The sequence below is a fragment of the Loktanella sp. DSM 29012 genome (assembly GCF_900110705.1).
Classification (GTDB): Bacteria; Pseudomonadota; Alphaproteobacteria; order Rhodobacterales; family Rhodobacteraceae; genus Loktanella; species Loktanella gaetbuli.
In genome coordinates this window covers 621,648-646,143 of sequence record NZ_FOEJ01000001.1, presented here as the reverse complement: position 1 = coordinate 646,143, position 24,496 = coordinate 621,648, and the positions used below count along the sequence as shown (strand labels likewise).

The window sequence follows — 24,496 nt, the reverse complement described above, 5'->3', positions numbered from 1 at the left end:
CTGAAGCGAGGTGAATGCCACCTTGCTTGCCTCAGTGACGGGCGGCAACAGACTGCCCGCAACAACCAACGGGAGACCGACATGACCCTCATGCATAAACTGTTCGGCGCAACCGCAGCGCTGGCCCTGACGGCCGGTGCGGCGATGGCCGACCCCGCAATCGTCTTTGACCTTGGCGGCAAGTTCGACAAATCCTTCAACGAGTCGGCGTTCAACGGCGCGACACGTTGGGCCGAAGAAACCGGAGGCACCTTTGCCGAGGTGGAATTGCAATCCGACGCCCAGCGCGAGCAGGCCCTGCGCCGTTTCGCTGAGTCCGGCGCAAACCCCATCGTCATGGCCGGTTTTTCGTTCGCAACACCGCTGGGTGATGTGGCTGGCGACTATCCGGACACGAAATTCGTCATCATCGACGCCGTGGTCGACGCACCCAACGTGCAGTCCATCGTGTTCAACGAAGAGCAGGGCAGCTATCTGGTCGGCATGATGGCCGCCATGGCGTCTGAGACCGGCACCGTCAGCTTTGTCGGTGGCATGGACATCCCGCTGATCCGCAAATTTGCCTGCGGCTATGCACAGGGTGCCAAGGCCGCAAACCCCGATGTCACCATCATCGCGAACATGACGGGTACCACACCGGCCGCATGGAACGACCCGGTCAAGGGCACCGAGCTGGTGCTGGCGCAGAAATCCCAAGGCTCTGACGTTGTGTTCCAGGCCGCTGGCGGCACCGGTGTCGGCGTTCTTCAGGCTGCTGCCGACAACGACATGCTGGGTATCGGCGTTGACGCGAACCAGAACTACATGCACCCCGGTTCCGTGCTGACATCCATGCTCAAGCGCGTGGACAATGCCGTCTACAACTCCTTCATGGCGGGTGAAGCCGTCGAGCCCGGCATTCAGGCCCTGGGTCTGGAGCAAGAAGGTGTCGGCTACGCCATGGACGAATTCAACGCCGAACTGGTCAGCGCTGACATGCAGGCTGCCGTGGACGCGGCAGCAGAGCAGATCATTGCAGGCGACATCACGGTTCACGACTATATGTCCGATGAATCCTGCCCGGCCCTGTCGTTCTAAGACAGCCGATCAGGCCAAGACCCGGGGCCGTGCCGATTATCGGCGCGGCCCCAATGCGTAAAATAAAAGGGATGTCATGACAGACCGCATCGCCGATTTCTTTGCTGCATGGGGCGAAACGGACGCCGCGAAACGCCGCGCGACCATTGCGGCCTGCATGGCCGACAATTTCGTCTATTGCGACCCGCGCAGCCCGGGACACCTCACGACACTGGACACGTTGGTCGACTATGTCGGCATGTATGCGCAGATGGCACCCGGCTGGACCGCCGGGGTGATCCAGACCGAAGAGCAGAACGGATTCGCCCGCAGCATCGTCGGATTCGGCGATGGTGGCGATTGGGCACAGCACGGCACCTATTTCGCGGCACTGAACGCAACAGGCCAGGTGACGACGCTCGCCGGATTTGCCGGCGCAGGAGGGCTGGCGCAATGACCGCACCTGCTATCGAACTCAAGGGCATTTCCAAGGCGTTCGGGCCCGTTCAGGCCAACAAGGACATCAGCATTCGCGTCATGCCCGGCACGATCCACGGGATCATCGGTGAAAACGGCGCAGGCAAATCGACCCTGATGAGCATCCTCTATGGATTCTACAAAGCCGACAAAGGCGAGATTTTCATCGGCGGTACCAAAACGGATATCCCCGACAGCCAGGCCGCCATCGCGGCAGGCATCGGCATGGTGTTCCAGCATTTCAAGCTGGTCGAGAATTTCACCGTTCTGGAAAACATCATCCTCGGGGCAGAGGACAGCGGCCTGTTGCGTCCGTCGCTGTCGCGCGCGCGACGCGAACTCAAGGCGCTGGCGGACGAATACGAATTGAACGTCGACCCCGATGCGATTGTCGAGGATATCGGCGTGGGCATGCAGCAGCGGGTCGAAATCCTCAAGGCGCTGTATAGGCAGGCGGACATTCTGATCCTTGATGAACCGACCGGCGTGCTGACCCCGGCCGAGGCAGATCACCTGTTCCGCATCCTCGAAAACCTGCGTCGCGAGGGCAAGACGATCATCCTGATCACGCATAAACTGCGCGAAATCATGGACATTACCGACACGGTCAGCGTCATGCGCCGAGGCGAGATGACAGCGACTGTCAAAACGGTCGATACCAGCCCGCAGGAACTGGCCGAACTGATGGTCGGGCGCAAGGTGTTGTTGCGGGTGGAAAAAGCCCCCGCCCGACCCGGCGATGTGATTCTGGATGTGCAGAACCTGAACGTGACCGACGCCAAGGGTGTTCACCGGGTCAAGGGCATCAGTTTCAACGTGCGAGCGGGTGAAATCCTGGGGATTGCGGGGGTGGCCGGCAATGGTCAGTCCGAATTGCTGGAGGTTCTGGGCGGCTACGAAAAGGCATCGGGAAAGATCACCGTCAACGGCACACCGATCGACCTGACAGGACAGAAATCCGACGGACAAAGCAGGCGGCGGCGCGGCATCGCCCATGTGCCCGAGGACCGGCAGGCCGAGGGTCTGATCATGGATTACGCAGCCTGGGAAAACACCGCGTTCGGCTATCACCACGACGCCAAATATCGCAACGGCCTGTTCATGAACAACGCCGCGATCCTGCAAGATACCACCGAAAAGATGGAACGCTTTGACGTCCGTCCCCCGGATCCCAAGCTGGCGGCCAAGAACTTTTCGGGCGGAAATCAGCAGAAGATCGTACTGGCCCGCGAGATCGAGCGTAACCCCGACCTGCTGCTGATCGGTCAGCCCACGCGCGGCGTGGATATCGGCGCGATCGAATTCATCCATCAGCAGATCGTCGCCTTGCGCGATCAGGGCAAGGCGATCCTGCTCGTGTCTGTCGAACTGGAAGAAATCCTCGCGCTGTCCGACCGGATTGCAGTCATGTTCGACGGTCACATCATGGGCGAACGCGACCCCGCGCAGACCGACGAAAAGGAACTGGGCCTGTTGATGGCGGGCATGACCGGAAATCCATCACAGGTCAGCGTGAAAGATATCGAAGAAAACCTGGCACATGCCGGAACGGGAAAGGTCTGATCATGGATGTCATGCCAAAATGGGCCGAGGTCATTCTGGTTCCGCTGATTTCGCTGCTGCTGGCGGCGGTTCTCTCGGCGCTGGTCATCCTGGCCATTGGTGAAAACCCCTGGGATGCCCTGAAACTGATGGTGGATGGCGCGCTGGGGTCGACCTATGGCTGGGGCTATACGCTGTATTACGCGACCAATTTCATCTTTACCGGTCTCGCCGTGGCCATCGCGTTTCACGCGCGCATGTTCAATATCGGTGGTGAAGGTCAGGCCGTTCTGGGCGGTCTGGGCGTCGCCCTCGTGTGTCTGTACATCCCGTTTCCGCATTGGTCGCTGGCATTGATCACGGCCAGCGTCGGTGCGGCGCTGTTCGGGGCCGCCTGGGCCTTTATCCCGGCGATTCTTCAGGCCAAGCGGGGCAGTCACATCGTCATCACGACGATCATGTTCAACTTTATCGCCGCAGCGCTGCTGAACTATCTGCTGGTCGGCGCGCTGAAACCTGCGGGCAGCATGGAACCCGCCACAGGCAAGTTTCCCGAAACCACGCATCTGCCCAGTTTTCAGGACATGTTTTCGTTCGGTGAGGCCACGCTGTTTCGCGGCGCACCGGCGAACATCAGCTTTTTCGTGGCAATCGCGGCCTGTATCGCGCTGTGGGCGCTGATCTGGCGCACGCGCCTGGGATACGAGATCCGCGCCTACGGGCATTCGGAATCGGCAGCGAAATACGCGGGCATCAGCCCGACCAAGATCATCGTCGTGTCATTGCTGATTTCGGGCGGTCTGGCCGGGATGATGGCGATCAACAACGTGCAGGGCGAGGCAGAGCGCCTGGTGCTGAACGCTGTCGAAGGTGCTGGTTTCATCGGCATCGCCGTGGCGCTGATGGGGCGCAGTCACCCGCTGGGCGTATTTCTCGCCGCCATCCTGTTCGGCTTTCTGTATCAGGGCGGGGCAGAACTGGCGCTGTGGACGTCTATCCCGCGCGAGCTGATTGTCGTCATTCAGGCGCTGGTCATCCTGTTCACCGGTGCGCTGGACAACATGGTGCGGATGCCGCTGGAACGGTTTTTCCTGTCGCGCCGCAAGCCGCCCAAGCCTGACGCGAAATCGACGCCTGCCGTGGGGACGAACTGATGGATCTGCTGACACTGCTGCAACTGCTGGATTCGACACTGCGACTGGCAACACCGCTGCTGCTGGCCTGTCTGGCCGGTCTGTTTTCCGAACGTGCGGGCATTTTCGACATCGGGCTAGAGGGCAAGATGCTGGCTGCCGCATTCCTGTCCGCGGCGATTGCTGCGGTCACGGGCAGCGTCTGGCTGGGCCTGTTGGCGGGGATCTTTGCATCTCTGTTGTTGTCCGCGATTCACGGGCTCGCCTCGATCACCTTCCGGGGCAACCAGTTGATTTCAGGGGTCGCCATCAACTTTCTGGCCGCTGGCCTGACGGTCGTCATCGCACAAAGCTGGTTTGCCGAAGGCGGACGCACGCCCCAGCTGGCGGGTGCCGCACGGTTCAATCCCATCACCCTGCCGGGGGCCGAGGCACTGCGCGATGTGCCCGTGCTGGGTCCAATCTATTACGAGCTGATTTCAGGCCATACCATCATCGTCTATCTCGCGCTGCTGATCGTCCCGATCACGGCCTGGGTGCTGTTTTCCACCCGTTTCGGTCTGCGCCTGCGGGCCGTGGGTGAAAATCCGGCGGCGGTCGACACGGCGGGCATCAGCGTCGTCGGTATGCGGTTCGCTGCCGTGGCCATCTGTGGCGTGCTGTGCGGCATTGCAGGTGCCTATCTGGCGACCGCCCTGCAAGCGGGATTCACCAAGGACATGAGCGCCGGACGTGGCTATATCGCATTGGCCGCGCTGATCTTTGCAAAATGGCGGCCCGTCTATTGTCTGTGGGCCTGCCTGCTGTTCGGTTTCCTGCAAGCCATAGCACTACGGTCCGACCTGATCGAACGGGTGTTGCAATTCAACATCCAGTCGCAGCTGCTGGACGCCCTGCCCTACATCCTGACCGTCGTCATCCTTGCTGGTTTCGTCGGAAAGGCGATTCCACCACGTGCAGGGGGTGAACCCTACGTCAAAGAGCGGTAAGGGTGCTATGACAGCCGGGTGCGCTTTCGCGCCCGGTTATCGTTTTCGTGCCACTGTCCGGATCAGACATGCAGATATACCTACCCATCGCCGAAGTGTCGGTCGACGCGTTCCTGTTGCTGGGCCTCGGGGGGCTGGTCGGGTTGCTATCGGGCATGTTCGGTGTGGGCGGCGGGTTTCTGATCACGCCGCTCTTGTTTTTTGTGGGCATTCCCCCGGCTGTCGCCGTTGCGACATCGACAAACCAGATCGTTGCCTCCAGCTTTTCTGCGTTGCTGGCCCATGTGAAACGCAAGACGGTCGATTTCCGAATGGGCACCGTGCTGCTGATCGGCGGCCTGATCGGGTCGTCGCTGGGTCTGGTCGTGTTCAACTACCTGCGCGCACTAGGTCAGGTCGATCTGCTGGTGAACCTGTTCTACGTGGTATTTCTGGGCACCATCGGGTCGCTGATGATGATCGAGAGTCTGAACGCCATGCGCCGGGCGCGTAACCCGTCGGGTCCGCGTCGCGCACGCCGTCAGCACAACTGGGTGCACAAGCTGCCGCTGAAGGTAAAATTCCGGGTATCGGGGTTGTATATTTCGGTCGTGCCGCCCCTGCTGGTCGGCGTGTTCGTCGGCATTTTGTCCGCGATCATGGGCGTGGGTGGCGGTTTCGTGATGGTGCCTGCGATGATCTATCTGCTGGGCATGCCGACGAAGGTGGTGATCGGCACATCGCTGTTCCAGATCATCTTCGTGACCTCCTACACGACCATGCTGCACGCCACGACGAACTATACCGTCGACATCGTGCTCGCCCTGCTCTTGATCATCGGCGGCGTGATCGGTGCGCAATTCGGGGCGATCCTGGGGCTTCGGCTCAAGGCCGAACAGCTGCGCATCCTGCTGGCGTTGCTGGTGCTGCTGGTCTGCGGGAAACTGGCGCTGGATTTGCTGCTGCAACCGGCCGAACTTTATTCCGTCAGCGCAGGAGGGGTCTGATGTTCCGCATCATCCTGATCTTGCTTATTTTGACCGGTGCTGCCCGTGCAGAAACCATCGTTCTGGGACTAAGCCAGGATTCCGTTTCGATCACCGCGACCTTTGACGGGGATGATATCCTGATCTTTGGTGCTGTCCGCCGCGACGCACCCGCCCCGACGGACGACGGCGATCTGGGCGTCATCGTCACCGTGGCGGGCCCCGACCAGCGCGTGTCGGTCTATCGCAAGGCCCGCCGCTATGGCATCTGGATCAACACCGACGAGGTCGAGGTCGACAATGCCCCCTCATTCTATGCAGTGGCTACATCCGGCCCCTTGCAAGAGGTGCTGCGTGACACGTCAGACCTGCGCCAAGAGATCACGATCCCTCGCGCGATCCGGTCGGTTGGCGCAACCGTGCAGGACAGCGCCGCATTCACCGAGGCACTGATCCGCATCCGCGAGGCGGATAACCTGTATCAGACCCAGATCAACGGCGTCGATCTGGAACAGGATACGCTGTTCATGGCGTCATTTGCCCTGCCTGCCAATCTGACCGAAGGCGATTATGTGGCGCGTATTTTCCTGACCCGTGACGGTCGCCCCATCGACGAGGCCAGCACCGTCATTCCCGTGCAAAAGGTTGGACTGGAACGGTGGCTGTACAACCTCGCGCATTCCGATCCGCTGATCTACGGGATGCTGTCTCTGGTCCTGGCGGCGGCTGCGGGTTGGGCGGCATCGGCCGGATTTGCAGCACTGCGCCGCTAGCTGTCGTCGGTTTCGGCCTGCAAGACTAGGGGCGCAGGGCCGGGTTTCAGATCATCGACCCGCAAGACCGGTTCCGCCGGTTTGCCCAGACGGTTCCGCACGACCCAGCGCAACTGCGTTTCCGCCCGCGTGATGGCAACATAGGCCAGCCGTTTCCACAGCGGCTGGCCAGCCTCGACCCGGCCCATGCGGGACGCCATTTCGATATCGGGAGCAAAGACCTGCACCGTGTCCCACTGACTCCCCTGTGCCTTGTGGATGGTGACAGCGGCCCCGTGCAGGAACGTCGCCCCCATCTTCGCGGCAAAGGGGATAAAGGGTTCGGCGTCGCCCTCGTGTTCGATCTTGACGATACTGGCCGCCGACATCTGCGGGTCCAGTGCGCCGATCAGGTGCAAACGGCTGAAACCGGGCCGCTTGCCCGGCCCAAGGTAGATGACCTGTGCGCCCTTGATCAGGCCGCGCGCCTCGAGGTCGAGCCGTTTCTTGCGGTGCTTCATCGGTAGTTCGATGCCGTCGCAGATCAGCGGCTCGCCTTCCAGCAGGCTGTCGGGCGGTGCATCAAAGGCCGCGCGAAAGGCGTGGATCAACCTGATGCGCGTCTTGTTCGTCCAGACCAGAACCGGTGACCGCGCCATCAGATCGGATTCGACCCTTTGGGCCATGACCACACGTTCGTCGCGCGCGGCGGCCTCTGCGATCATCCGCTCGAAATGATAGAAATCCAGCATCGGGTCTGCCAGCGCATGCGCCAGATCAAGGATCGGGTTGTCTGCGTCCTGACGATGGATGCGATTCAGCGTCTGCACCCGGCTCTCTGGTAGTGTCTCGAAAACCATGCCACCGCTGGACTGGACCGGCGGCAACTGGGCCGGATCACCGAACAACAGCAAGGTGGGAAAGATCTCGCGCAGATCTTCGAACTGTTTTTGATCCAGCATCGAGGATTCATCGACGAACCCGATATCCAGTGGTTCCTCGCGGCGTTTCCAGCCGGTGATGAAATCACTGCCGCGCAGACCGGCGGCGGCCAGTGCTGCGGGAATGGATTTGTGCAGCTCATAGGACGCGGCGGCGCGGTCCAGAGACAGGTCGGTCAGGCCCTCGATTTCAGGTCGTTCGCCCTGCCCTGCCAGCCATTCGGCCACCCGTTCATATTCGGGATCATAAACGGGCGTGTACAGGATGCGGTGGATCGTCGTTGCAGGCACGCCACGATTGCGCAAGACGCTGGCGGCCTTGTTCGTTGGTGCCAGGATCGCCAGCGTACGGCGGTTGGGACGCTTTTTGCTCTCGTAGTCGCCTGACACGATATCGACGCCAGCGCCCTCCAGCGCGCGATACAGTTCCGCCAGCAACATCGTCTTGCCGCTGCCCGCCTTGCCGATCACGGCCATCACGTCGGATTCGTCCGTTTGCGGCGGTTCCAGCAGGTCGCCGTCAAGGTCGATGCCCGCCTGTCGCAGAATAACGGCAACATTGTCCCAGGCTTGCGCCTGGTCATCGGAAAAGGTGATCGCGGGGGTATTCATGGCCGCGACACTACCTGCGGTGGCCCGGCCCTGCCAGCGCTAACCGGGCCTGCGCGCCGGGTTCATGCGGTGCCGTGTTCAGTTCCGCAGACGCGCACCGCTGCGGTAGGACCGCAGACAAAAAAGGGCCCGCCAAACCGGCGGACCCTTTGTCCCGTGGTGCAAGTCTTACCCGCGCTGTTCGGCGCGTGCATCCTCGACCGTGCGCAGGCCAGCGCGCGGGCTTTGAACCAGAACGGCCATGTTGCCGGGCTTGTGTTCGTTCTTGCGCATCTTGGTGTGGGCGGCGGGGATGTCGTCCCAGCCAAACACCTCTGACATGCATGGATCCAGCCTGCGTTCGATCATCAACTGATTCGCGGCCGATGCCTGCTTGAGGTTGGCAAAGTGGCTGCCTTGCAGACGTTTCTGGTGCATCCACATGTAGCGCACATCGAATGTCAGGTTATAGCCGGTGGTGCCTGCGCAGATCACGACCATGCCGCCACGTTTGCAAACAAAGGTCGACACGGGGAACGTCGCTTCGCCCGGGTGTTCGAACACCATGTCGACGTTCACGCCCTTGCCGGTGATGTCCCAGATCGCCTTACCGAACTTGCGCGTCTCGGCGAACCATTCCTTGTATTCTGGCGTGTTGACCGTGGGCATCTGGCCCCAGCAGTTGAAATCGTTGCGGTTCAGCACGCCCTTTGCACCCAGCGACATGACGAAATCACGTTTGGATTCGTCTGAAATCACGCCGATTGCGTTGGCACCTGCCGTATTGATCAACTGGATCGCATAGGACCCCAGACCGCCCGAGGCCCCCCAGACCAGAACGTTCTGACCGGGCTTCAGCTCGTGCGGGTGGTGGCCGAACAGCATCCGGTATGCGGTGGCCAGCGTCAGCGTATAGCAGGCGGCCTCTTCCCATGTCAGATGCTTGGGGCGCAGCATCAACTGCTGCGATTGCACGCAGGTAAACTGGGCAAAGCTGCCGTCAGGTGTCTCATAGCCCCAAATGCGCTGGCTGGGGCTGTCCATCGGATCGCCACCGTTGCAATGTTCGTCGTCGCCGTCGTCCTGATTGCAATGAATCACGACCTCGTCGCCGACTTTCCAGCGTTTCACCTTGTCGCCCACGGCCCAGACGATCCCCGAGGCGTCGGACCCCGCGATGTGATAATCCGCCTTGTGCACGTCGAATGGGCTGAGGGGAATGCCGAGGCCGGCCCAGATCCCGTTGTAGTTGACGCCTGCCGCCATCACCATGACCAGCACTTCGTTGCTGTCAGGCTTGGGCACGTCAACGACTTCGATCTCGAATGCCTTGTCGGGTTCGCCGTGACGCTCGCGCCGGATCGTCCACGCATACATCTGGTCCGGCACATGGCCGAGAGGCGGCAGCTGGCCGACCTCGTAGAGTGTCTTTTCCGCCGCCGCTTCGGTTGCGCTTCGATCTAGGGCCATGTCCGTCTCCATCGCGATGATCCACCAATTCGCTGCACCGCAGTACCGGCGCAGGAATTGTTTATGCGGTTGCAGCGTAACTATGCAACCCCAATATCGCTATTTTTGTAATTTAATTACGTGACGGATTCCTGCTGTCCCTCGGTCGGAAAGTGATGTGCGATGCTGGCGGCATAATATGGCAGGACCTCTTCCCCCGCCGGCGTGATCTCGATGCGGCCACCAATCTCCTGCAACAGGCCGCGACTACCCAGTCGACGCAACGTATCCTCGACCAGTTCCTCAGCAGACCGGCGGGGCAGCGGCATGTCCTGCTCTGCCAAGGCCGCAAGGCAGTCCCGTGCCCGACCCAGTAGCGCCTCACGATCCAATCCCGGTGTTTCCAGCAACAGGCGCGCGACCAGCGGCGTTGCCAGAACAGGAACCACCTGACGCACACGTTCCATCAGTTCATTGGCAACCGCCTCGGTCGGATCGCCTGTCACCTCTTTCAGAAACAACGACAGCTCCAACGGCTGCCCGAACCCGACGGATGCTGTCCCGAATGTATCAAACCGCCGCGTCAGCCGCGCCCACAGATGCGATGACACGCCGCGCAGCACCGTCGATGCAGGCGGACGAAACCTGCGATTGCCCCTCTTGTGGGCGCGAATCAGAAACTGATCCTCGATGGTGCGGTCATAGTTCAGACCGACCGGGATAAAGATCACGTCCCGCCCACCGGGTTTGTAATTGGTGACGATATAGCTCAGCAGGCCCAGCTTTGCTGGCCGCACCTCGCCTGTCAATGACAGGCCGCCCTCGGGGAACATCGCCTGTGTCACACCGTTATCCGTCGCCATCTGCACATAGCGCGCCAGCACCCGGCGATACAGATTGCCCCGCGACCTGCGCCGGATGAAATACGCCCCCAGCGCGCGGATCAGGGCCGACAGCGGCCAGACACGCGCCCATTCGCCCACCGCATAGGACAATGCACCGGCCCTGCTGACCAGATAGGTGACCAGCACATAATCCATGTTCGACCGATGGTTCATGACAAAGATGATGGTCGCGTTCGGGTCGAGCGTTTCAAGTTCCTGACGCGGGAATGTGGCGATCCGCACGCGGTAGAGAGAGTTCGACAGCCAGCGTGCGATCCGCATTCCAAAGCTGAAATAGGCCGTCGCGGAAAACCCCGGCACGATTTCGCGCGCGTATCTCTGCGCCTTTTCAAAGGCGACGTTTTCAGGCGTGTTTTCTTCGCGGGCGTATTCGACGATCGCGGCCGTCACCTCTGGATCATAGATCAGACGCTGGATCATGTCGTGCCGCCGGGCCAGCTTGAACGGCTCGATCGGACGGGCAAGCCGCTGGTTCAGTCGTGCGATGACGCGTTCGGCCCGCTTGCGGAAAAACCAGCGCACCGAAGGGAACAGAAAGTGGGACGCAAAGGTGACCCCGGCAAAAATCAGGATTAGCCCAAAAGCCCAGAATGGTAATGTCACCGGTTGCGTCATGCGCCATTGGTGGCAGGGAATCCCGCTCACGACAATGGGAACACGATACATGCTGCGACGCGGCATCTTGACGTTGTAGCAAAGTGTCCTCTATTCAGTTCATGACGAAACATTGTTGCGCGACGATCGGAGCCGTGATGACCGAGACCACGAAAGACCACCCCTGGCTATTCCGGACCTATGCGGGTCATTCCACGGCCAAGGCATCAAATGCGCTGTATCGCGGCAACCTGGCAAAGGGTCAGACGGGCCTGTCCGTCGCATTCGACCTGCCGACCCAGACCGGATACGACAGCGACCATGAGTTGAGCCAAGGAGAAGTCGGCAAGGTCGGCGTGCCTGTCTGCCATCTGGGCGACATGCGCGCATTGTTCGACGCTATTCCACTGGAACAGATGAACACCTCGATGACGATCAACGCGACCGCCCCTTGGTTGCTGGCGCTGTATATCGCGGTCGCCGAAGAACAGGGCGCCGATATCAGCGCGCTGCAGGGGACCGTACAGAACGATATCATCAAGGAATACTTGTCGCGCGGAACCTACATCTGTCCGCCAGAGGCGTCGCTGCGCATGATTACCGATGTGGCGGCCTTCACGCGCGCGCATTTGCCGAAATGGAATCCGATGAATATCTGTTCCTATCATTTGCAAGAGGCCGGTGCGACACCAGAAGAGGAATTGTCATTCGCTCTCGCAACCGCAACGGCAGTGCTGGACGATTTGCGCGATAAGGTGTCCGAGGCGGACTTTCCGGAAATGGTCGGGCGAATCTCGTTTTTCGTGAATGCTGGAATCCGGTTCGTGACAGAGTTGTGCAAGATGCGTGCCTTTGTCGAACTGTGGGACGAAATCTGTCGTGACCGCTATGGGGTCGAGGATGCGAAATATCGCAGGTTCCGTTATGGTGTGCAGGTCAATTCGCTTGGCCTGACCGAACAGCAGCCCGAAAACAACGTTTATCGGATTCTGATCGAAATGCTGGCCGTGACATTGTCCAAGAACGCCAGGGCGCGCGCTGTGCAATTGCCGGCCTGGAATGAGGCCCTGGGCCTGCCCCGGCCATGGGACCAGCAGTGGTCGTTGCGGATGCAGCAGATCCTGGCCTATGAAACCGACCTTTTGGAATACGAGGATCTGTTCGACGGAAACCCCGCAATCGAACGCAAGGTCGAAACCCTCAAGCAGGGCGCACGGGCAGAGCTTGCGCAGATTGACGCGATGGGCGGCGCGGTCAAGGCGATCGGCTACATGAAGAACCGCCTGGTCGAAAGCAATGCAGCGCGGATCCGTGGCATCGAAAGCGGTCACACCACCGTCGTCGGCGTGAACAAATGGCAGGCGGGCGAACCGTCACCCCTGACCGCCGGCGAAGACGCGATCATGGTTGCGGATGCCGCGGCAGAGGCGGATCAACTGACGCGGCTGGCGGCCTGGAAACAGGACCGTGACCCTGCCGCTGTGAAAGAAGCTATCGCCGCACTGCGTGCCGCCGCCCGCGATGGCAGCAACATGATGCCGCCGTCGATCCAAGCCGCAAAAGCTGGTGTCACAACCGGCGAATGGGCGGGTATCCTGCGCGAGGTTTTCGGCCAGTTCCGCGGTCCGACGGGGGTCGCGCGTGCGCCGTCCAACCAGACCGAAGGATTGGATGATCTGCGCGCGCGCGTCGATGCTGTTTCAAACACCCTCGGGCGGCGTTTGAAATTCATGATTGGCAAGCCTGGTCTGGATGGTCATTCCAACGGGGCTGAACAGATTGCCGCACGCGCCCGCGATTGTGGGATGGATATCGCCTATGAGGGTATTCGCCTGTCCCCCGACGCGCTGGTCGCCGCGGCAAAGCAGGACGATCCGCATGTGATCGGCCTGTCAATTCTTTCGGGTTCGCACATCCCACTGATCGCGACATTCATGGATAAGATGCGCGAAAACGGCCTGTCCCACATTCCGGTCGTTGCCGGGGGCATTATTCCGGACGAAGATGCCGTCCGGCTATTGGAAATGGGAATCGCCAAAGTCTATACACCCAAGGATTTCGAATTGAACCGAATAATGGAAGATATCGTCACGTTGGTTAATCCGACGGCTGTCGCTGCCGAATAATACAACTTGATTTCATCCCCTCGTTAATGCGAATGCTCTGCGATACCGCGTTTGGAAAACAAACGTTCGCATAGGAGTGTCTTCATGACCATTAACCTGAACGAAATGTCGCGCAAGGAACTCGAAAAACTGCGCAAGGATGTCGACAAGGCCCTCAAATCCATCGAAGGCCGCGAGTTGAAAATGGCCCAGGAAGCCGCTGCCAAGGCCGCAGCGGAATACGGTTTCACGCTGGCCGACCTGTCGAATTTGCCGGGTGCGAAACGCGCGGCAGCGACGAAATCGGCACCGAAATATCGCAACCCGAACGATGCGACACAAACCTGGACCGGCAAAGGCCGTCAGCCAGACTGGTTCAAGACCGCAATCGCGGCCGGAACTGATCCGTCCACGTTGGAAATCTGATTTTTCAGCGTTGCAACGCGCGTCGGAGATCCTCGTAGGTATAGCCATCGAGGATCTCTCCGCTTGATCCCTTGCGGAAATCGGGTGCAACGGGCAGACAGCCCAGCCCGCACATCAGATGCACGCTGCGGTTTCGACCAGACACATACCACAGTCGCCCGCCGGGGGTTGAGACATAGCCGTCCAGAAAAAAGTCGGCGTCCCCATCGACGTCCATCAGACTGGGCAATTCGTTGAAATAGCCCGGATCATAGGCCCCGTGCGTGTGATAGGATGCTGTCACCGCCAGATCAGGTGGAAATGGGGCTGAACAGCTATCAATCGTCCCCTTTTCCGGTCGGCTGGCAACCAGATCGCCGTCGGCATTGTAGCCCAGAAATCCACAGTATTCACGCCGCTCAGCAAAAGACAGCGCTTGCAGGTCGCCAAGGGTGCGTTCGGCCAAGGCCAGCTCATCAAGGTCCTGGGCTGCAAGCGAGGTCAGCGGCAGGCCCATCAAAATGATCTTTAGGATGTGCCGCATCGCTTTTCTTTCGCCCCGGTTTCGACCAATACTAGCGGTAAATTGCAAAGGAAGAACCCATGACACCTCACATTGCCGCCAAGCCTGGCGATATCGCTGAAACGGTCTTGATGCCCGGCGATCCCTACCGCGCGAAATGGGCGGCAGAAACCTATCTGACCGACGCCGTCTGCATCAATGAGGTCCGGGGCATGCTGGGCTTTACCGGGATGTGGAACGGAAACCGCGTGACGATCATGGGGTCCGGCATGGGCATGCCTTCAATGTCGATCTACGCCAACGAACTGATGAAAGACTACGGCGCGCAGACTATCATCCGCATCGGCAGCTGCGGCGGCATGCAGGACGACGTCAAGGTCCGCGACGTCGTGCTTGCCATGACGGCCACGTCGACCGGCACGCCATCATCGACGATCTTTCGCGAAATCGACTATGCGCCTGTCTGCGATTTCGGGCTGTTGCAGGCCGCCTATGCCGCGTCGCAAAAGCGTGACACGCCGACCCACGTCGGCAGCATCTATTCGTCCGACACGTTCTATGCGGAACGCAACGACCTGACCGAACAGATGATTCGCCACGGCGTTCTGGCCGTCGAAATGGAAGCGGCTGAGCTGTACATTCTGGCAGCCCGCTACAAGCGCCGTGCGCTGGCTGTCATGACCGTGTCCGACCACATCATCACGGGCGAATCACTGCCCAGCGACCAGCGGGAACGCACGTTCGGCGATATGGTGGAAATCGCGCTCGAAGCCGCCTTCGCCTAACGCCCGTGACTGCGGTCGTATGAATTCAGCGGCGGCTCCGACCAAGGGGCCGCCTCTTTCGTGTCCAGGACCTGCATATCAAGCGGATAGCAGACCGCCACGTCGGAAGAATGCTGCGCGCTGCAATCGCCACCCGGACAGGCGGACAACACCGCCAGCAGGTCGATCTCGGCCAGCAGGTCCAGGTAATCGCCCGCGCGGACCGGGCTTGCCTTCATGAAATACTGACCAGTGTCTGCGGTGAAACCGGTGCACATGAACACGTTCAGCACATCATGGACATGCGGTTCGGCCTCGGTCAGCGGCAGACCGGATGCATCCGACAACGCGCGGGTCAGGTTCGAATGGCAGCAATGATGATACTGCGCCCCGCCCAGCAGATTGGCCGTATAAGGATCACAGCGCGTGCCGATCACATCATGGACCGCGCCGCCGAAGGCATCGCGCCCGTACCAGCCCAGACTGTCCGCCACGACGGTGGCCATGGGCCGCAAATACGGAAAACAGGACCAAAGCCGATCCCCGGTCGTCACATGCGACCCGTGCAGCGCCCGCGTCTTGCCTGAATAGAAACGTTCGGACAGGTCATGCGCGTTAAACAGGTTCAGATCGCCGACCTGTGGACCGTCGGGACACAGGATGCGTAGCACCTGACCTGCGCGCACCCGCACGAAACCCGCATCGCGCGGTGGCACCCGCACGGTTTCGATGACCTGCAGCGGCTGATGTGCGCGGTCCAATGCGGGTTTCGGCACGGGCAACGCATCATTGGGATAGCAAATCACCGGCGGCACCGCACGGCGTGCGTCGGCATCCTCTGGCGGCATGTCAGTCACAGTCATCTTTGCGCCTCTCAGTTGTCATCGCGCGAAACGAAAACGCCGCCCCAGTCATGGGACGGCGTTTCTGCACCTATGTCATACAGAGCAAATCAAACGATCCGCTCGACCATCATGTGCTTGATTTCCGCAATCGCCTTGGCGGGGTTCAGACCCTTGGGACAGGTTTTCGCACAGTTCATGATGGTGTGGCAGCGATACAGTTTGAACGGATCCTCAAGGTCGTCCAGACGCTCGCCTGTTGCCTCGTCACGGCTGTCAACGATCCAGCGGTGCGCGGCCAGCAGCGCCGCCGGGCCGAGGTAGCGATCCGAATTCCACCAGTAGCTGGGGCAGGACGTCGAACAGCAGGCGCACATGATGCATTCGTACCGGCCGTCCAGTTTCTCGCGGTCCTCGATGGACTGTTTCCATTCCTTGGCGGGCGCGTTCGTCTTGGTTTCCAGCCACGGCATGATGCTGGCGTGCTGCGCATAGAAATGCGTCAGGTCCGGGATCAGGTCCTTGACCACGGGCATGTGGGGCAGCGGATAGATCTTGATGTCGCCCTTCGCCTCGTCGAGGCCCGAAATACAGGCCAGTGTGTTCACGCCGTCGATGTTCATCGCACAGGACCCGCAGATCCCCTCGCGGCAGGACCGGCGAAAGGTCAACGTGGGGTCGATGTCCGTCTTGATCTTGATGAGGGCATCCAGGACCATCGGGCCACAGTTGTCCAGATCGACGTAATAGGTATCCAGACGCGGGTTTTTGCCATCGTCGGGACTCCAGCGATAGACCTGCACCTTTTTGGTATTGGTGGCACCCTCGGGCTTGGGCCATGTCTTGCCCGTCACCATGCGGCTGTTCTTGGGAAGCGTCAGTTCGACCATGTCTCAGACCTTTCGTCGGTGGGCGGATCGCCCGTCAAAGCGTGCCCTTAGCGGGCGGAATAGGGCGTCAGCGGTGCAGCACCGCTGAGCCGTGTGTAACATTCGGCATAGACCGTCGCAGGATCACGGCCGCGCAGGAAATCATCCGTCACGCCAATGGCGATACCCGTCTGTACCCCACGCGAACTGGATACGCCGATCGCGACCTGTCCCGTCGGCCCCGCGGCCGAGGCCGCCTGATCGGCACAGCGCGCCTCGATCTGCTGGATCGTCAGCGGTGCCGGTGGCCCGCAGGCCACCAGCACCGACAGTGCGATCAGGCTGATCCCGCGCAGCACCATCAGTAGACGCGCTTTTTCGGCGCGATCTTGGCCATGTCGATCCCGCCTTCGTCCTGCGTCGTCAGCGGATCAAGGTGGACCGGACGGTAATACAGGTCAGTCTTGTTGCCCTTAACCTTTGCCAGCGAATGCTTGCGCCAGTTCGTATCGTCACGCTCGGGATAGTCTTCGTGCGCATGTGCGCCGCGGCTTTCCTTGCGGGCCTCGGCGGAAACGATGGTCGCCAGCGCGTTCGGCATCAGGTTCGTCAGTTCCAGCGTTTCCATCAGGTCACTGTTCCAGACCATGCTGCGGTCCGTGACGTGCAAATCGTCCAGTTTCGCGGCGATGCCGGTCATGGTTTCCACGCCTTCGGCCAATGTCTTGTCCGTGCGGAAAACGGCGGCATCGGCCTGCATGGCATTTTGCATTTCCAGACGCAGCTCTGCGGTGGGGGTGCCACCGCTGGCGTGGCGCAGCCCGTCGAAACGATCGAACGCAGCATCGACCGATGCCTTGTTCAGGGGCGCATTCGGCGTGTTGGGATCGACGACCTTGCCGGCGCGAATGGCGGCTGCACGGCCAAACACGACGAGGTCGATCAGGCTGTTGGACCCAAGGCGGTTCGCACCGTGGACCGACGCACAGCCTGCCTCGCCCACGGCCATCAGGCCCGGCACGATGGCATCGGGGTTTTCCTCGGTCGGGTGCAGCACCTCGCCCCAGTAGTTCGTGGGGATACCGCCCATGTTGTAATGCACGGTCGGCTGCACCGGGATCGGTTCCTTTGTCAGGTCGACGCCGGCAAAGATGCGTGCCGATTCCGTGATACCCGGCAGACGCAGATCCAGCGTTTCGGGCGGCAGGTGGTTCAGGTTCAGGTGAATGTGGTCCTTCTTCGGACCGACACCGCGGCCTTCGCGGATTTCCATCGTCATGCAGCGGCTGACCACGTCACGGGACGCAAGGTCCTTGTAGGTCGGCGCATAGCGTTCCATGAAACGCTCACCTTCGGAGTTGGTCAGGTAACCGCCTTCGCCACGCGCGCCTTCGGTGATCAGACAGCCCGCGCCGTAAATACCGGTGGGGTGGAACTGCACGAATTCCATGTCCTGCAGCGGCAGACCCTGACGGGCAACCATGCCGCCACCGTCACCGGTGCAGGTATGGGCTGATGTCGCGCTGAAATAGGCACGGCCGTAACCGCCCGTCGCCAGAACCGTGGTTTTGGCGTTGAAGACATGCATCGTGCCGTCGTCAAGTTTCCACGCAACCACGCCCTGACACACACCATCTTCGGACATGATCAGATCGGTCGCGAAATACTCGATATAGAACTCGGCCTTTTGCTTGAGCGATTGACCATAGAGCGTGTGCAGGATCGCGTGCCCGGTGCGGTCGGCAGCAGCACAGGTGCGCTGCACCGGCGGGCCTTCACCAAATTCAGTCGTGTGACCGCCAAAGGGGCGTTGGTAGATTTCCCCCTTTTCGGTGCGCGAAAACGGCACGCCGTAGTGCTCCAGCTCGTAAACAGCCTTGGGTGCCTCACGCGCGAGGTATTCCATCGCGTCGGTATCGCCCAGCCAGTCGGATCCCTTGACGGTGTCATACATGTGCCACTGCCAGTGGTCGGGGCCCATGTTGGACAGGGACGCGGCAATGCCACCCTGGGCCGCGACGGTGTGCGACCGCGTCGGAAACACCTTGGAAATACAGGCCGTTTTCAGGCCCTGTTCAGCCAGCCCCAGCGTCGCACGCAGGCCAGACCCACCAGCCCCAATGACGATGGCATCAAAGTTGTGGGTTTCGTAATCGTAAGCAGCCATTGGTCAGCTCCGGTTCAAAGTGCAAGGCGGACGACGGCGAAAACACCGACGGCAGCAGCAGCATAGCAAAGGCAGATCATCGCAATGATCAGCGGTGTTTTCAGTGCGCCATGAATGTAATCTTCGATCAGCGTCTGCACACCACCGCGAAAGTGAAGAAAACTGACCGCGATGGTCAGTGCAGCGATCACGGACGGGAACGGGCGCTGATAATAGGCGACCACGTCCGCGTAGGGTGCGCCGTAGGTGGCGCCAAACGTGAATACGAAACACGGAATCAGGATGAGCAACGCGACGGACGATACCGTCATGAACCAATGATGCTGGGTGCCGGATTTGGCGGAACCCATGCCGGTGGCGCGTTTACGGTCGGTCAAATATGCCATTGTTCGCCCCCTTACAGCACGATGACGGTGAAAATGGTCAAAAGCACTGCAATCAGCACCATGGCCTGACCGGCGGTTTCGGCCTTGTCGATCTCCAGCAGATAACCCTGGTCCCAGATCAGGTGACGCACACCGGCCAGCGTGTGATACCACAGCGCCGCCATCGACAGGAACATGACCAGATCGCCGAACCAGCTGGTCATGAAACCGTCGGCCGTCGCGAATGCATCCGGGCCGGACGCGGCTGCAATGAACCACCAGACGATCATCAGGCTGGCGACAAGCAATGCGTTGCCTGTGATACGGGTAAAGATCGACGTCATCGACGTCCACTGCGGACGATAGATCGTCAAATGCGGTGAAAGCGGGCGGTTGCCCTGCTTGGCATCGGCCATAAGATTTCCCTTCGGTTCCCTTGGGCGCCGGGGCGAGCGGCGCATTTGTCCGTTATGTGCACCATTCCATACAGGAAGTCACGGGAATCATCCCCGGAATCACGCGTGAAATTGACGCGTCAGCCGAAATCCCGCGTTTCGTGATCACAAAATTTAAAAGCGTGAACACAACAGATCCTGCGTTGATGTGACCTTGCGGAAACGGAACAATTTCAGACAACCGAGTCGCCCGTGATCCCGGTCAGTCAGACGGGCATCAGCGCCCAGTAATCCAGATCCAGCAAGACGTCGGTCAGGTATTTGCCCTCGGCATCGCGCAACGCACCTGCCGCACCTTTTGTGGCGACCAGACGCAGGCGGATGGCCCCGACACCGGGGGCCGCAGTGTCGGCAACGTCCAGCACCTCGGACCACGCACGAACGGTATCGCCGGCAAAGCAAGGGTTCGCATGGGCACCACCGTTCAGCGCGACGATCATCTGCGCGTTGGCCAATCCATTGAACGACAGCGCACGGGCCAGGCTGATGACATGCCCACCATAGATCAGACGCTTCCCATCCGGGCGGTTGGTGGCGTCGAAATGCACCTTGGCCGTGTTCTGCCACAGGCGCGTGGCCAGCATGTGTTCGGCCTCTTCGATCGTGACACCATCGACGTGGTCGATCACCTCGCCTATCGCATAATCGCGCAGGCGATGCGGCTCGCCTGCCAGATCAAAATCATAGGCGCTGAAATCCAGTCCGGCCGGGATCACCAGTTCATCGGCAGCCACAGCGTCCGTCAGTTTCGGGATCACGGTTTCCGGCGCAGGCCCGTCACCGCGTTTGCGCACCATGACCCAGCGGACGTAGGATAGCAGGTCCTCGCCATGCTGATTGCGCCCCGTGGTGCGGACCCAGACGACGCCGCTTTTGCCGTTGGAGTTTTGCTTGACCCCGATGACCTCTGACGTCGCAGTGATCGTGTCACCGGGCCAGAGCGGTGTCAGCCAGCGACCTTCGGCATAACCGAGGTTGGCAACCGCATTCAGCGACACATCCGGCACCGTCTTGCCAAAGACGGTGTGAAAGGTGACCAGATCGTCCAGCGGGCTGAACGGCAGACCGCAGGATTGCGCGAATGTATCGGCCGAATGCAGCGCGTGCCGGGCGGGATAAAGCGCGTGGTACAACGCGCGTTCACCCATCTTGATGGTGCGCGGCACCGCATGGGTGATGACGTCACCCACGCGATAATCCTCGAAAAACCGCCCGGCGTTGGTTTTGGTCATTGCTGGCCCAGCTTCATGTCGGGGTCGTAATCGGCGGGGATGTCCTTGGTCACGGCCTGGCCACAGCGCATCACGCCGTTGGCATGATCAAAGGCATAGGTCGGCGTTCCGTATAGTTCCCATCCCTTGGACAGGGCATCGGACACCTTGTGGCAGAACGCGGATGTGTCGTCTTCGGTCAGCAGGCGATAAAGTTTTGTCATGTCTTATCCGAACGGGTTGTAGCCAAGCAGGATGTGGATTGCCGCAACGATCGCATAGATGACGATGGCGGCGACGATGGGAATGAATTCCTTGCGCGCGCTGCGGTGCGGTGGCGGGATCCATTCCGGTTCGGCCCTGTTGATCAGAGCGATTTCGGCCAGCGCCCAGACCAGCAACCCGCCGAACAACACGAATGACGGCACATCACCGTTCACCAGCAGATGCGCCACAGCCCAGATCGAAAAACCGATCAGCTGCGGATGGCGGATCTTGCGACCCAGCCAGACCCGCGGCTTGCCGGGTTTGGGCGCGCCGACTGCATAGATATAGAATGCCACCAGCATCAGCAGGTTGTTCACGCCGGTGGACCAGCCAGCCCGCCCCCAATAGACCGCGCCGTCGGCAGCCCGGTAGCCGATCACCATCAAGACGACGGATGCGATGATCGCCAGGGCCGCAAACAGACGCCCACGGTCGCCCATATCTGCCCGTGTTCCCGGGCTGATCCGTTTCCACGTATGCGCCGCAACCCACAGCAGCAGGCCCAGAATAAGTAATGTCATGTCGTCTCCAATGCGGTGATGGCCTCTGCCTTGGCCAAGGTCGCCCGCGCGGTGACGATATGCAAGTTCTCTACGATGCGACCATCAACGACGGCGACGCCCTGTCCAGCGGCAGCAGCCGCGTCAAATGCAGCGATCTGACGCCGGGCCAGATCAATATCAGCCTCTGACGGACCAAAGATCCGGTTGGCGATGTCCAGCTGCGCAGGATGGATCAGGGATTTGCCATCGAACCCCATGGCGCGACCGTCGGTGCATTCTGCCTGCAGTCCGTCGTCATCCTTGAACGCGTTGAACACACCGTCAATCGCGGTGATGCCCGCGGCACGCGCAGCCAGCAGGCAATGTTGCAGCGCCGTGCGCATGCCATCGCGGGTTTGCGCGCCCAGATCCTTGGCCAGATCATTGGTACCCATCACGATCCCGGCCAGCCGGGGATGCGCGCAGATCGTTTGCGCATTCAAGACACCCAAAGGTGTTTCCATCATCGCCCAAAGCGGCACATCACCGACAACATCCGCAACCGCATCCAGATCGGCAGGGCCGTCGACCTTGGGGATCAGGACACCATCGCAGGGCATGGCGGCTGCGGCGCGGGCATCATCCTGCCCCCATTCGGTGTCAAAGCCATTGATCCGCACCAGTGTCATCCGTGCGCCGTATCCGCCCTGTTCCAATGCGGCGCGCAGCGTGTCGCGCGCGGCGATCTTGGCGTCGGGTGAGACTGCATCCTCGAGGTCGAACAGGATCACGTCGCAGGTCAGGTCACGCGCCTTGTCCAGCGCGCGCGGCTTGGACCCGGGTATATAAAGTGCGGAACGGGTGGGGCGATGGCGCATGCGACCTCCATGTAACAATGTTGCGCGCACAAGGCCAAATCCAGACGAATTGTTCAAGTCGTTTTTCGGCCCATGGAACTGCGCCGGTTCCCGCACATGCCATGGGCCAGAACCGGCGGAAGTCGGCGCGCAGCGAAAATATTGTGACCGATCGACGCAACCAAATCGGCCCTGCGCAGTTGAGTGACCAGAGGCGGATGGAGCAACCGACCGCCAAGTTAAACTAAAGCAAGGTACTGAAAATGAAAAAGTTTCTCGCAACTACCGCTATCGCTCTTGTCGTGTCCAACGGTGCATTCGCAGCCAGCCACGAGACAGAAACAGACACTATGGAACCGGCCGCCGAAGGCACCATGACTGACGAGATGCAGTCCGGCGACACGATGATGGACACCGATTCGACCACCGAAATGGACACCGCAGAGCCCGTTGAGGACGCAGCGGAAGAAACCATGGACGCAGCCGGCGAAACGATGGATGCCGCAGGCGAAACCATGGACGAGACCATGGATGAAGCCGAACAGACCATGGAAGACACCGCTGACAACGTCGATGCGACCATGGAAGAGACAGCAGATGACATGACAGCCATGTCGCCGCTGGACGGCTACACGCAGCTGATGAACGCGGACGTCACAGCCGAGCAGCTGACAGATGCAGCCGTCTTTGGCACCAACGACGAGGAAATCGGCGAGATCAGTGACTTGATCCTCAGCGACGACGGCATGATCCAGCAGGTCATCATCGAAGTCGGCGGATTCCTTGGTCTGGGCGAAAAGGCCGTCGCGGTCGATTTTGCCGACGTGACCATCATGCAGGAAACCGATGGCGACGATATCCGCGCGTCGATCCCGCAGACCGAAGAGCAGCTGGAAGAACTGCCCGAGTACGAAGCCGAGATGTAATCTCTTTTTCTGCCGGAACGCGGGCCGCTCCCTTTTGGGGGCGGCCTTTTTCGTGTCGTCAGGTCAGCGAAAGCCAGATCAGTCTGATACCTGTCACTGTCAGCGCGACATAAGTGAAGGCGAAAAACAGTCTTTCGGATACGAAATAATGCGCCTTCACACCCAGCCACGCCCCAAGCAGTGCAACAGGGGCCAGGATCAGGTCGGCCAGCAGGCTTTGCGCGGTAAAAATGCCCAGAAATCCATAGGGCACGAACTTCATCAGATTGATGGCCCAGAACACGATCACGCTGGTCGCCTGATATCGCGTCTTGTCCATGCCCATACCCAGCGTGAACACCGCCACCGGCGGCCCGCCTGCGTGACTGACGAAACTGGTAAAACCCGCGACCGATCCCGCCACCCAAGCCCACCCCCGCGAAAACGCGAAATTCGGGAAGTTCAGCACCCCAGCAGAACGGGCCCATTGATAGGCCACAAAGGCCAGGCAGATTACCCCGATCAGGATACGGAAACTGTCCGCGTTCACGAATGAATAGACCAGTGCACCCAGCGCCACACCTGGCACGGCCCCGACAATCAGCCCCCACGCCGACGGACCATCCCACTTGCGCCAGTAGGGGCGCAGCGACGCAGCATCAATCAACATCAGCAAGGGCAACATCACGCCCAGCGCCACGCCCGGATCGACCAGCAGTGCCAACACGGCTGCCGAAATAAAGGCGGCACCCGATCCGAACCCTGCCTTGGAAATTCCGGCGAACAGCACGGCGGGCACTGCAACGACATAAAACATCGGGTCGAGCGGGGTCATGAAGCGCTTTCACATAGGGAATTTTCAAACTGTTAGCGACGAAACCACGC

The 24,496-nt window shown here is 60.5% G+C and carries 26 protein-coding genes; 11 read left to right on the top strand and 15 right to left on the bottom strand.

Annotation, left to right across the window (positions count from 1 at the left end; genetic code table 11):
* Positions 1-81: 81 nt before the first annotated feature.
* The 7 genes from BMX27_RS03210 to BMX27_RS03180 all read left to right on the top strand — a co-directional run bounded on the left by BMX27_RS03210 (position 82) and on the right by BMX27_RS03180 (position 6,935).
* Positions 82-1,077 carry a BMP family lipoprotein gene (locus tag BMX27_RS03210; protein ID WP_090158425.1) on the top strand — a complete coding sequence of 332 codons (996 nt, stop codon included), beginning with the start codon at positions 82-84 and terminating at the stop codon, positions 1,075-1,077.
* 76 nt (positions 1,078-1,153) lie between these two features.
* Positions 1,154-1,513, top strand: a complete 360-nt coding sequence (locus tag BMX27_RS03205) for a hypothetical protein (protein WP_090158424.1) — start codon at positions 1,154-1,156, stop codon at positions 1,511-1,513.
* A complete protein-coding gene (locus BMX27_RS03200; protein WP_090158423.1) occupies positions 1,510-3,096 on the top strand; it encodes an ABC transporter ATP-binding protein in 1,587 nt (528 codons plus the stop codon). Before BMX27_RS03205 ends, BMX27_RS03200 begins: the two co-directional genes overlap by 4 nt.
* Positions 3,097-3,098: 2 nt before the next feature.
* Positions 3,099-4,229, top strand: coding sequence for an ABC transporter permease (locus tag BMX27_RS03195; RefSeq protein ID WP_056032359.1), 1,131 nt, complete (start codon positions 3,099-3,101; stop codon positions 4,227-4,229).
* The gene (locus BMX27_RS03190) at positions 4,229-5,197 is read left to right on the top strand and encodes an ABC transporter permease (protein ID WP_090158422.1); all 969 of its coding nucleotides are present in this window, start codon (positions 4,229-4,231) and stop codon (positions 5,195-5,197) included. The genes BMX27_RS03195 and BMX27_RS03190 overlap by 1 nt, the downstream gene beginning before the upstream one ends.
* A 68-nt stretch (positions 5,198-5,265) precedes the next feature.
* On the top strand, positions 5,266-6,183 hold the full coding sequence (locus tag BMX27_RS03185; RefSeq protein WP_090158421.1) for a sulfite exporter TauE/SafE family protein: 918 nt from the start codon (positions 5,266-5,268) through the stop codon (positions 6,181-6,183).
* Positions 6,183-6,935, top strand: coding sequence for a TIGR02186 family protein (locus BMX27_RS03180; RefSeq protein WP_090158420.1), 753 nt, complete (start codon positions 6,183-6,185; stop codon positions 6,933-6,935). Before BMX27_RS03185 ends, BMX27_RS03180 begins: the two co-directional genes overlap by 1 nt.
* Here the strand turns inward: BMX27_RS03180 and BMX27_RS03175 are convergent.
* The 3 genes from BMX27_RS03175 to BMX27_RS03165 all read right to left on the bottom strand — a co-directional run bounded on the left by BMX27_RS03175 (position 6,932) and on the right by BMX27_RS03165 (position 11,403).
* Entirely contained in the window at positions 6,932-8,467 is a 1,536-nt protein-coding gene (locus BMX27_RS03175; RefSeq protein ID WP_090158419.1) for an ATP-dependent DNA helicase, read from the bottom strand. The genes BMX27_RS03180 and BMX27_RS03175 overlap by 4 nt on opposite strands.
* 168 nt (positions 8,468-8,635) lie before the next feature.
* Positions 8,636-9,916, bottom strand: coding sequence for a crotonyl-CoA carboxylase/reductase (gene ccrA / locus BMX27_RS03170; protein ID WP_056033191.1), 1,281 nt, complete (start codon positions 9,914-9,916; stop codon positions 8,636-8,638).
* A 116-nt stretch (positions 9,917-10,032) separates the two neighbouring features.
* Positions 10,033-11,403, bottom strand: a complete 1,371-nt coding sequence (locus BMX27_RS03165) for a 1-acyl-sn-glycerol-3-phosphate acyltransferase (RefSeq protein WP_371260064.1) — start codon at positions 11,401-11,403, stop codon at positions 10,033-10,035.
* A gap of 149 nt (positions 11,404-11,552) precedes the next feature.
* Between BMX27_RS03165 and BMX27_RS03160 the strand changes: the two genes are divergently transcribed.
* Positions 11,553-13,520 carry a protein meaA gene (locus BMX27_RS03160; RefSeq protein WP_090158418.1) on the top strand — a complete coding sequence of 656 codons (1,968 nt, stop codon included), beginning with the start codon at positions 11,553-11,555 and terminating at the stop codon, positions 13,518-13,520.
* An 84-nt stretch (positions 13,521-13,604) separates the two neighbouring features.
* Positions 13,605-13,925: an H-NS histone family protein gene (locus BMX27_RS03155; protein ID WP_090158417.1), complete on the top strand. Its 321-nt coding sequence runs from the start codon at positions 13,605-13,607 to the stop codon at positions 13,923-13,925.
* 4 nt (positions 13,926-13,929) lie between these two features.
* Here the strand turns inward: BMX27_RS03155 and BMX27_RS03150 are convergent, their stop codons facing one another.
* On the bottom strand, positions 13,930-14,448 hold the full coding sequence (locus tag BMX27_RS03150; RefSeq protein WP_090158416.1) for a DUF4329 domain-containing protein: 519 nt from the start codon (positions 14,446-14,448) through the stop codon (positions 13,930-13,932).
* A gap of 59 nt (positions 14,449-14,507) precedes the next feature.
* On the opposite strand from BMX27_RS03150, the gene deoD reads away from it, so the two are divergent.
* A complete protein-coding gene (gene deoD, locus BMX27_RS03145) occupies positions 14,508-15,212 on the top strand; it encodes a purine-nucleoside phosphorylase (RefSeq protein WP_090158415.1) in 705 nt (234 codons plus the stop codon).
* Here the strand turns inward: deoD and BMX27_RS03140 are convergent.
* The 10 genes from BMX27_RS03140 to BMX27_RS03095 all read right to left on the bottom strand — a co-directional run bounded on the left by BMX27_RS03140 (position 15,209) and on the right by BMX27_RS03095 (position 22,727).
* Positions 15,209-16,054, bottom strand: a complete 846-nt coding sequence (locus BMX27_RS03140) for an urea carboxylase-associated family protein (protein WP_090158414.1) — start codon at positions 16,052-16,054, stop codon at positions 15,209-15,211. The two genes, deoD and BMX27_RS03140, sit on opposite strands and share 4 nt — an antisense overlap.
* Positions 16,055-16,143: 89 nt before the next feature.
* Entirely contained in the window at positions 16,144-16,923 is a 780-nt protein-coding gene (locus BMX27_RS03135) for a succinate dehydrogenase iron-sulfur subunit (RefSeq protein WP_090158413.1), read from the bottom strand.
* 47 nt (positions 16,924-16,970) lie between these two features.
* Positions 16,971-17,264, bottom strand: coding sequence for a hypothetical protein (locus BMX27_RS03130; protein ID WP_090158412.1), 294 nt, complete (start codon positions 17,262-17,264; stop codon positions 16,971-16,973).
* The gene (gene sdhA / locus BMX27_RS03125; RefSeq protein WP_090158411.1) at positions 17,264-19,069 is read right to left on the bottom strand and encodes a succinate dehydrogenase flavoprotein subunit; all 1,806 of its coding nucleotides are present in this window, start codon (positions 19,067-19,069) and stop codon (positions 17,264-17,266) included. The genes BMX27_RS03130 and sdhA overlap by 1 nt, the downstream gene beginning before the upstream one ends.
* A gap of 14 nt (positions 19,070-19,083) precedes the next feature.
* A complete protein-coding gene (gene sdhD, locus BMX27_RS03120; protein WP_090158410.1) occupies positions 19,084-19,455 on the bottom strand; it encodes a succinate dehydrogenase, hydrophobic membrane anchor protein in 372 nt (123 codons plus the stop codon).
* An 11-nt stretch (positions 19,456-19,466) separates the two neighbouring features.
* On the bottom strand, positions 19,467-19,850 hold the full coding sequence (sdhC, locus tag BMX27_RS03115; RefSeq protein ID WP_090158409.1) for a succinate dehydrogenase, cytochrome b556 subunit: 384 nt from the start codon (positions 19,848-19,850) through the stop codon (positions 19,467-19,469).
* A 245-nt stretch (positions 19,851-20,095) separates the two neighbouring features.
* Positions 20,096-21,121, bottom strand: coding sequence for a MaoC family dehydratase (locus BMX27_RS03110; RefSeq protein ID WP_090158408.1), 1,026 nt, complete (start codon positions 21,119-21,121; stop codon positions 20,096-20,098).
* Positions 21,118-21,324, bottom strand: coding sequence for a DUF1737 domain-containing protein (locus tag BMX27_RS03105; protein WP_090158407.1), 207 nt, complete (start codon positions 21,322-21,324; stop codon positions 21,118-21,120). Before BMX27_RS03105 ends, BMX27_RS03110 begins: the two co-directional genes overlap by 4 nt.
* 3 nt (positions 21,325-21,327) lie before the next feature.
* The gene (locus BMX27_RS03100; protein ID WP_090158406.1) at positions 21,328-21,888 is read right to left on the bottom strand and encodes an NnrU family protein; all 561 of its coding nucleotides are present in this window, start codon (positions 21,886-21,888) and stop codon (positions 21,328-21,330) included.
* Positions 21,885-22,727, bottom strand: a complete 843-nt coding sequence (locus BMX27_RS03095; RefSeq protein WP_090158405.1) for an HpcH/HpaI aldolase/citrate lyase family protein — start codon at positions 22,725-22,727, stop codon at positions 21,885-21,887. Before BMX27_RS03095 ends, BMX27_RS03100 begins: the two co-directional genes overlap by 4 nt.
* 242 nt (positions 22,728-22,969) lie before the next feature.
* Between BMX27_RS03095 and BMX27_RS03090 the strand changes: the two genes are divergently transcribed.
* Positions 22,970-23,632 carry a PRC-barrel domain-containing protein gene (locus BMX27_RS03090; RefSeq protein WP_090158404.1) on the top strand — a complete coding sequence of 221 codons (663 nt, stop codon included), beginning with the start codon at positions 22,970-22,972 and terminating at the stop codon, positions 23,630-23,632.
* 58 nt (positions 23,633-23,690) lie between these two features.
* Here BMX27_RS03090 and BMX27_RS03085 read toward each other — a convergent pair whose 3' ends face one another.
* Entirely contained in the window at positions 23,691-24,446 is a 756-nt protein-coding gene (locus BMX27_RS03085; protein ID WP_090158403.1) for a sulfite exporter TauE/SafE family protein, read from the bottom strand.
* Positions 24,447-24,496 lie beyond the last annotated feature (50 nt).

Excerpts from the sequence above, each read along its gene's own strand:
- BMX27_RS03155 (WP_090158417.1), top strand. The coding sequence starts at position 13,605 with ATGACCATTAACCTGAACGAAATGTCGCGCAAGGAACTCGAAAAACTG.
- BMX27_RS03105 (WP_090158407.1), bottom strand. The coding sequence starts at position 21,324 with ATGACAAAACTTTATCGCCTGCTGACCGAAGACGACACATCCGCGTTC.
- BMX27_RS03200 (WP_090158423.1), top strand. The coding sequence starts at position 1,510 with ATGACCGCACCTGCTATCGAACTCAAGGGCATTTCCAAGGCGTTCGGG.
- deoD (WP_090158415.1), top strand. The coding sequence starts at position 14,508 with ATGACACCTCACATTGCCGCCAAGCCTGGCGATATCGCTGAAACGGTC.
- sdhC (WP_090158409.1), bottom strand. The coding sequence starts at position 19,850 with ATGGCCGATGCCAAGCAGGGCAACCGCCCGCTTTCACCGCATTTGACG.
- BMX27_RS03110 (WP_090158408.1), bottom strand. The coding sequence starts at position 21,121 with ATGACCAAAACCAACGCCGGGCGGTTTTTCGAGGATTATCGCGTGGGT.
- ccrA (WP_056033191.1), bottom strand. The coding sequence starts at position 9,916 with ATGGCCCTAGATCGAAGCGCAACCGAAGCGGCGGCGGAAAAGACACTC.
- BMX27_RS03085 (WP_090158403.1), bottom strand. The coding sequence starts at position 24,446 with ATGACCCCGCTCGACCCGATGTTTTATGTCGTTGCAGTGCCCGCCGTG.
- BMX27_RS03210 (WP_090158425.1), top strand. The coding sequence starts at position 82 with ATGACCCTCATGCATAAACTGTTCGGCGCAACCGCAGCGCTGGCCCTG.
- BMX27_RS03090 (WP_090158404.1), top strand. The coding sequence starts at position 22,970 with ATGAAAAAGTTTCTCGCAACTACCGCTATCGCTCTTGTCGTGTCCAAC.
- BMX27_RS03095 (WP_090158405.1), bottom strand. The coding sequence starts at position 22,727 with ATGCGCCATCGCCCCACCCGTTCCGCACTTTATATACCCGGGTCCAAG.
- BMX27_RS03100 (WP_090158406.1), bottom strand. The coding sequence starts at position 21,888 with ATGACATTACTTATTCTGGGCCTGCTGCTGTGGGTTGCGGCGCATACG.
- BMX27_RS03135 (WP_090158413.1), bottom strand. The coding sequence starts at position 16,923 with ATGGTCGAACTGACGCTTCCCAAGAACAGCCGCATGGTGACGGGCAAG.
- sdhD (WP_090158410.1), bottom strand. The coding sequence starts at position 19,455 with ATGGCATATTTGACCGACCGTAAACGCGCCACCGGCATGGGTTCCGCC.
- BMX27_RS03190 (WP_090158422.1), top strand. The coding sequence starts at position 4,229 with ATGGATCTGCTGACACTGCTGCAACTGCTGGATTCGACACTGCGACTG.
- BMX27_RS03205 (WP_090158424.1), top strand. The coding sequence starts at position 1,154 with ATGACAGACCGCATCGCCGATTTCTTTGCTGCATGGGGCGAAACGGAC.
- BMX27_RS03130 (WP_090158412.1), bottom strand. The coding sequence starts at position 17,264 with ATGGTGCTGCGCGGGATCAGCCTGATCGCACTGTCGGTGCTGGTGGCC.
- BMX27_RS03150 (WP_090158416.1), bottom strand. The coding sequence starts at position 14,448 with ATGCGGCACATCCTAAAGATCATTTTGATGGGCCTGCCGCTGACCTCG.
- BMX27_RS03175 (WP_090158419.1), bottom strand. The coding sequence starts at position 8,467 with ATGAATACCCCCGCGATCACCTTTTCCGATGACCAGGCGCAAGCCTGG.
- BMX27_RS03140 (WP_090158414.1), bottom strand. The coding sequence starts at position 16,054 with ATGACTGTGACTGACATGCCGCCAGAGGATGCCGACGCACGCCGTGCG.
- BMX27_RS03180 (WP_090158420.1), top strand. The coding sequence starts at position 6,183 with ATGTTCCGCATCATCCTGATCTTGCTTATTTTGACCGGTGCTGCCCGT.
- BMX27_RS03160 (WP_090158418.1), top strand. The coding sequence starts at position 11,553 with ATGACCGAGACCACGAAAGACCACCCCTGGCTATTCCGGACCTATGCG.
- sdhA (WP_090158411.1), bottom strand. The coding sequence starts at position 19,069 with ATGGCTGCTTACGATTACGAAACCCACAACTTTGATGCCATCGTCATT.
- BMX27_RS03185 (WP_090158421.1), top strand. The coding sequence starts at position 5,266 with ATGCAGATATACCTACCCATCGCCGAAGTGTCGGTCGACGCGTTCCTG.
- BMX27_RS03195 (WP_056032359.1), top strand. The coding sequence starts at position 3,099 with ATGGATGTCATGCCAAAATGGGCCGAGGTCATTCTGGTTCCGCTGATT.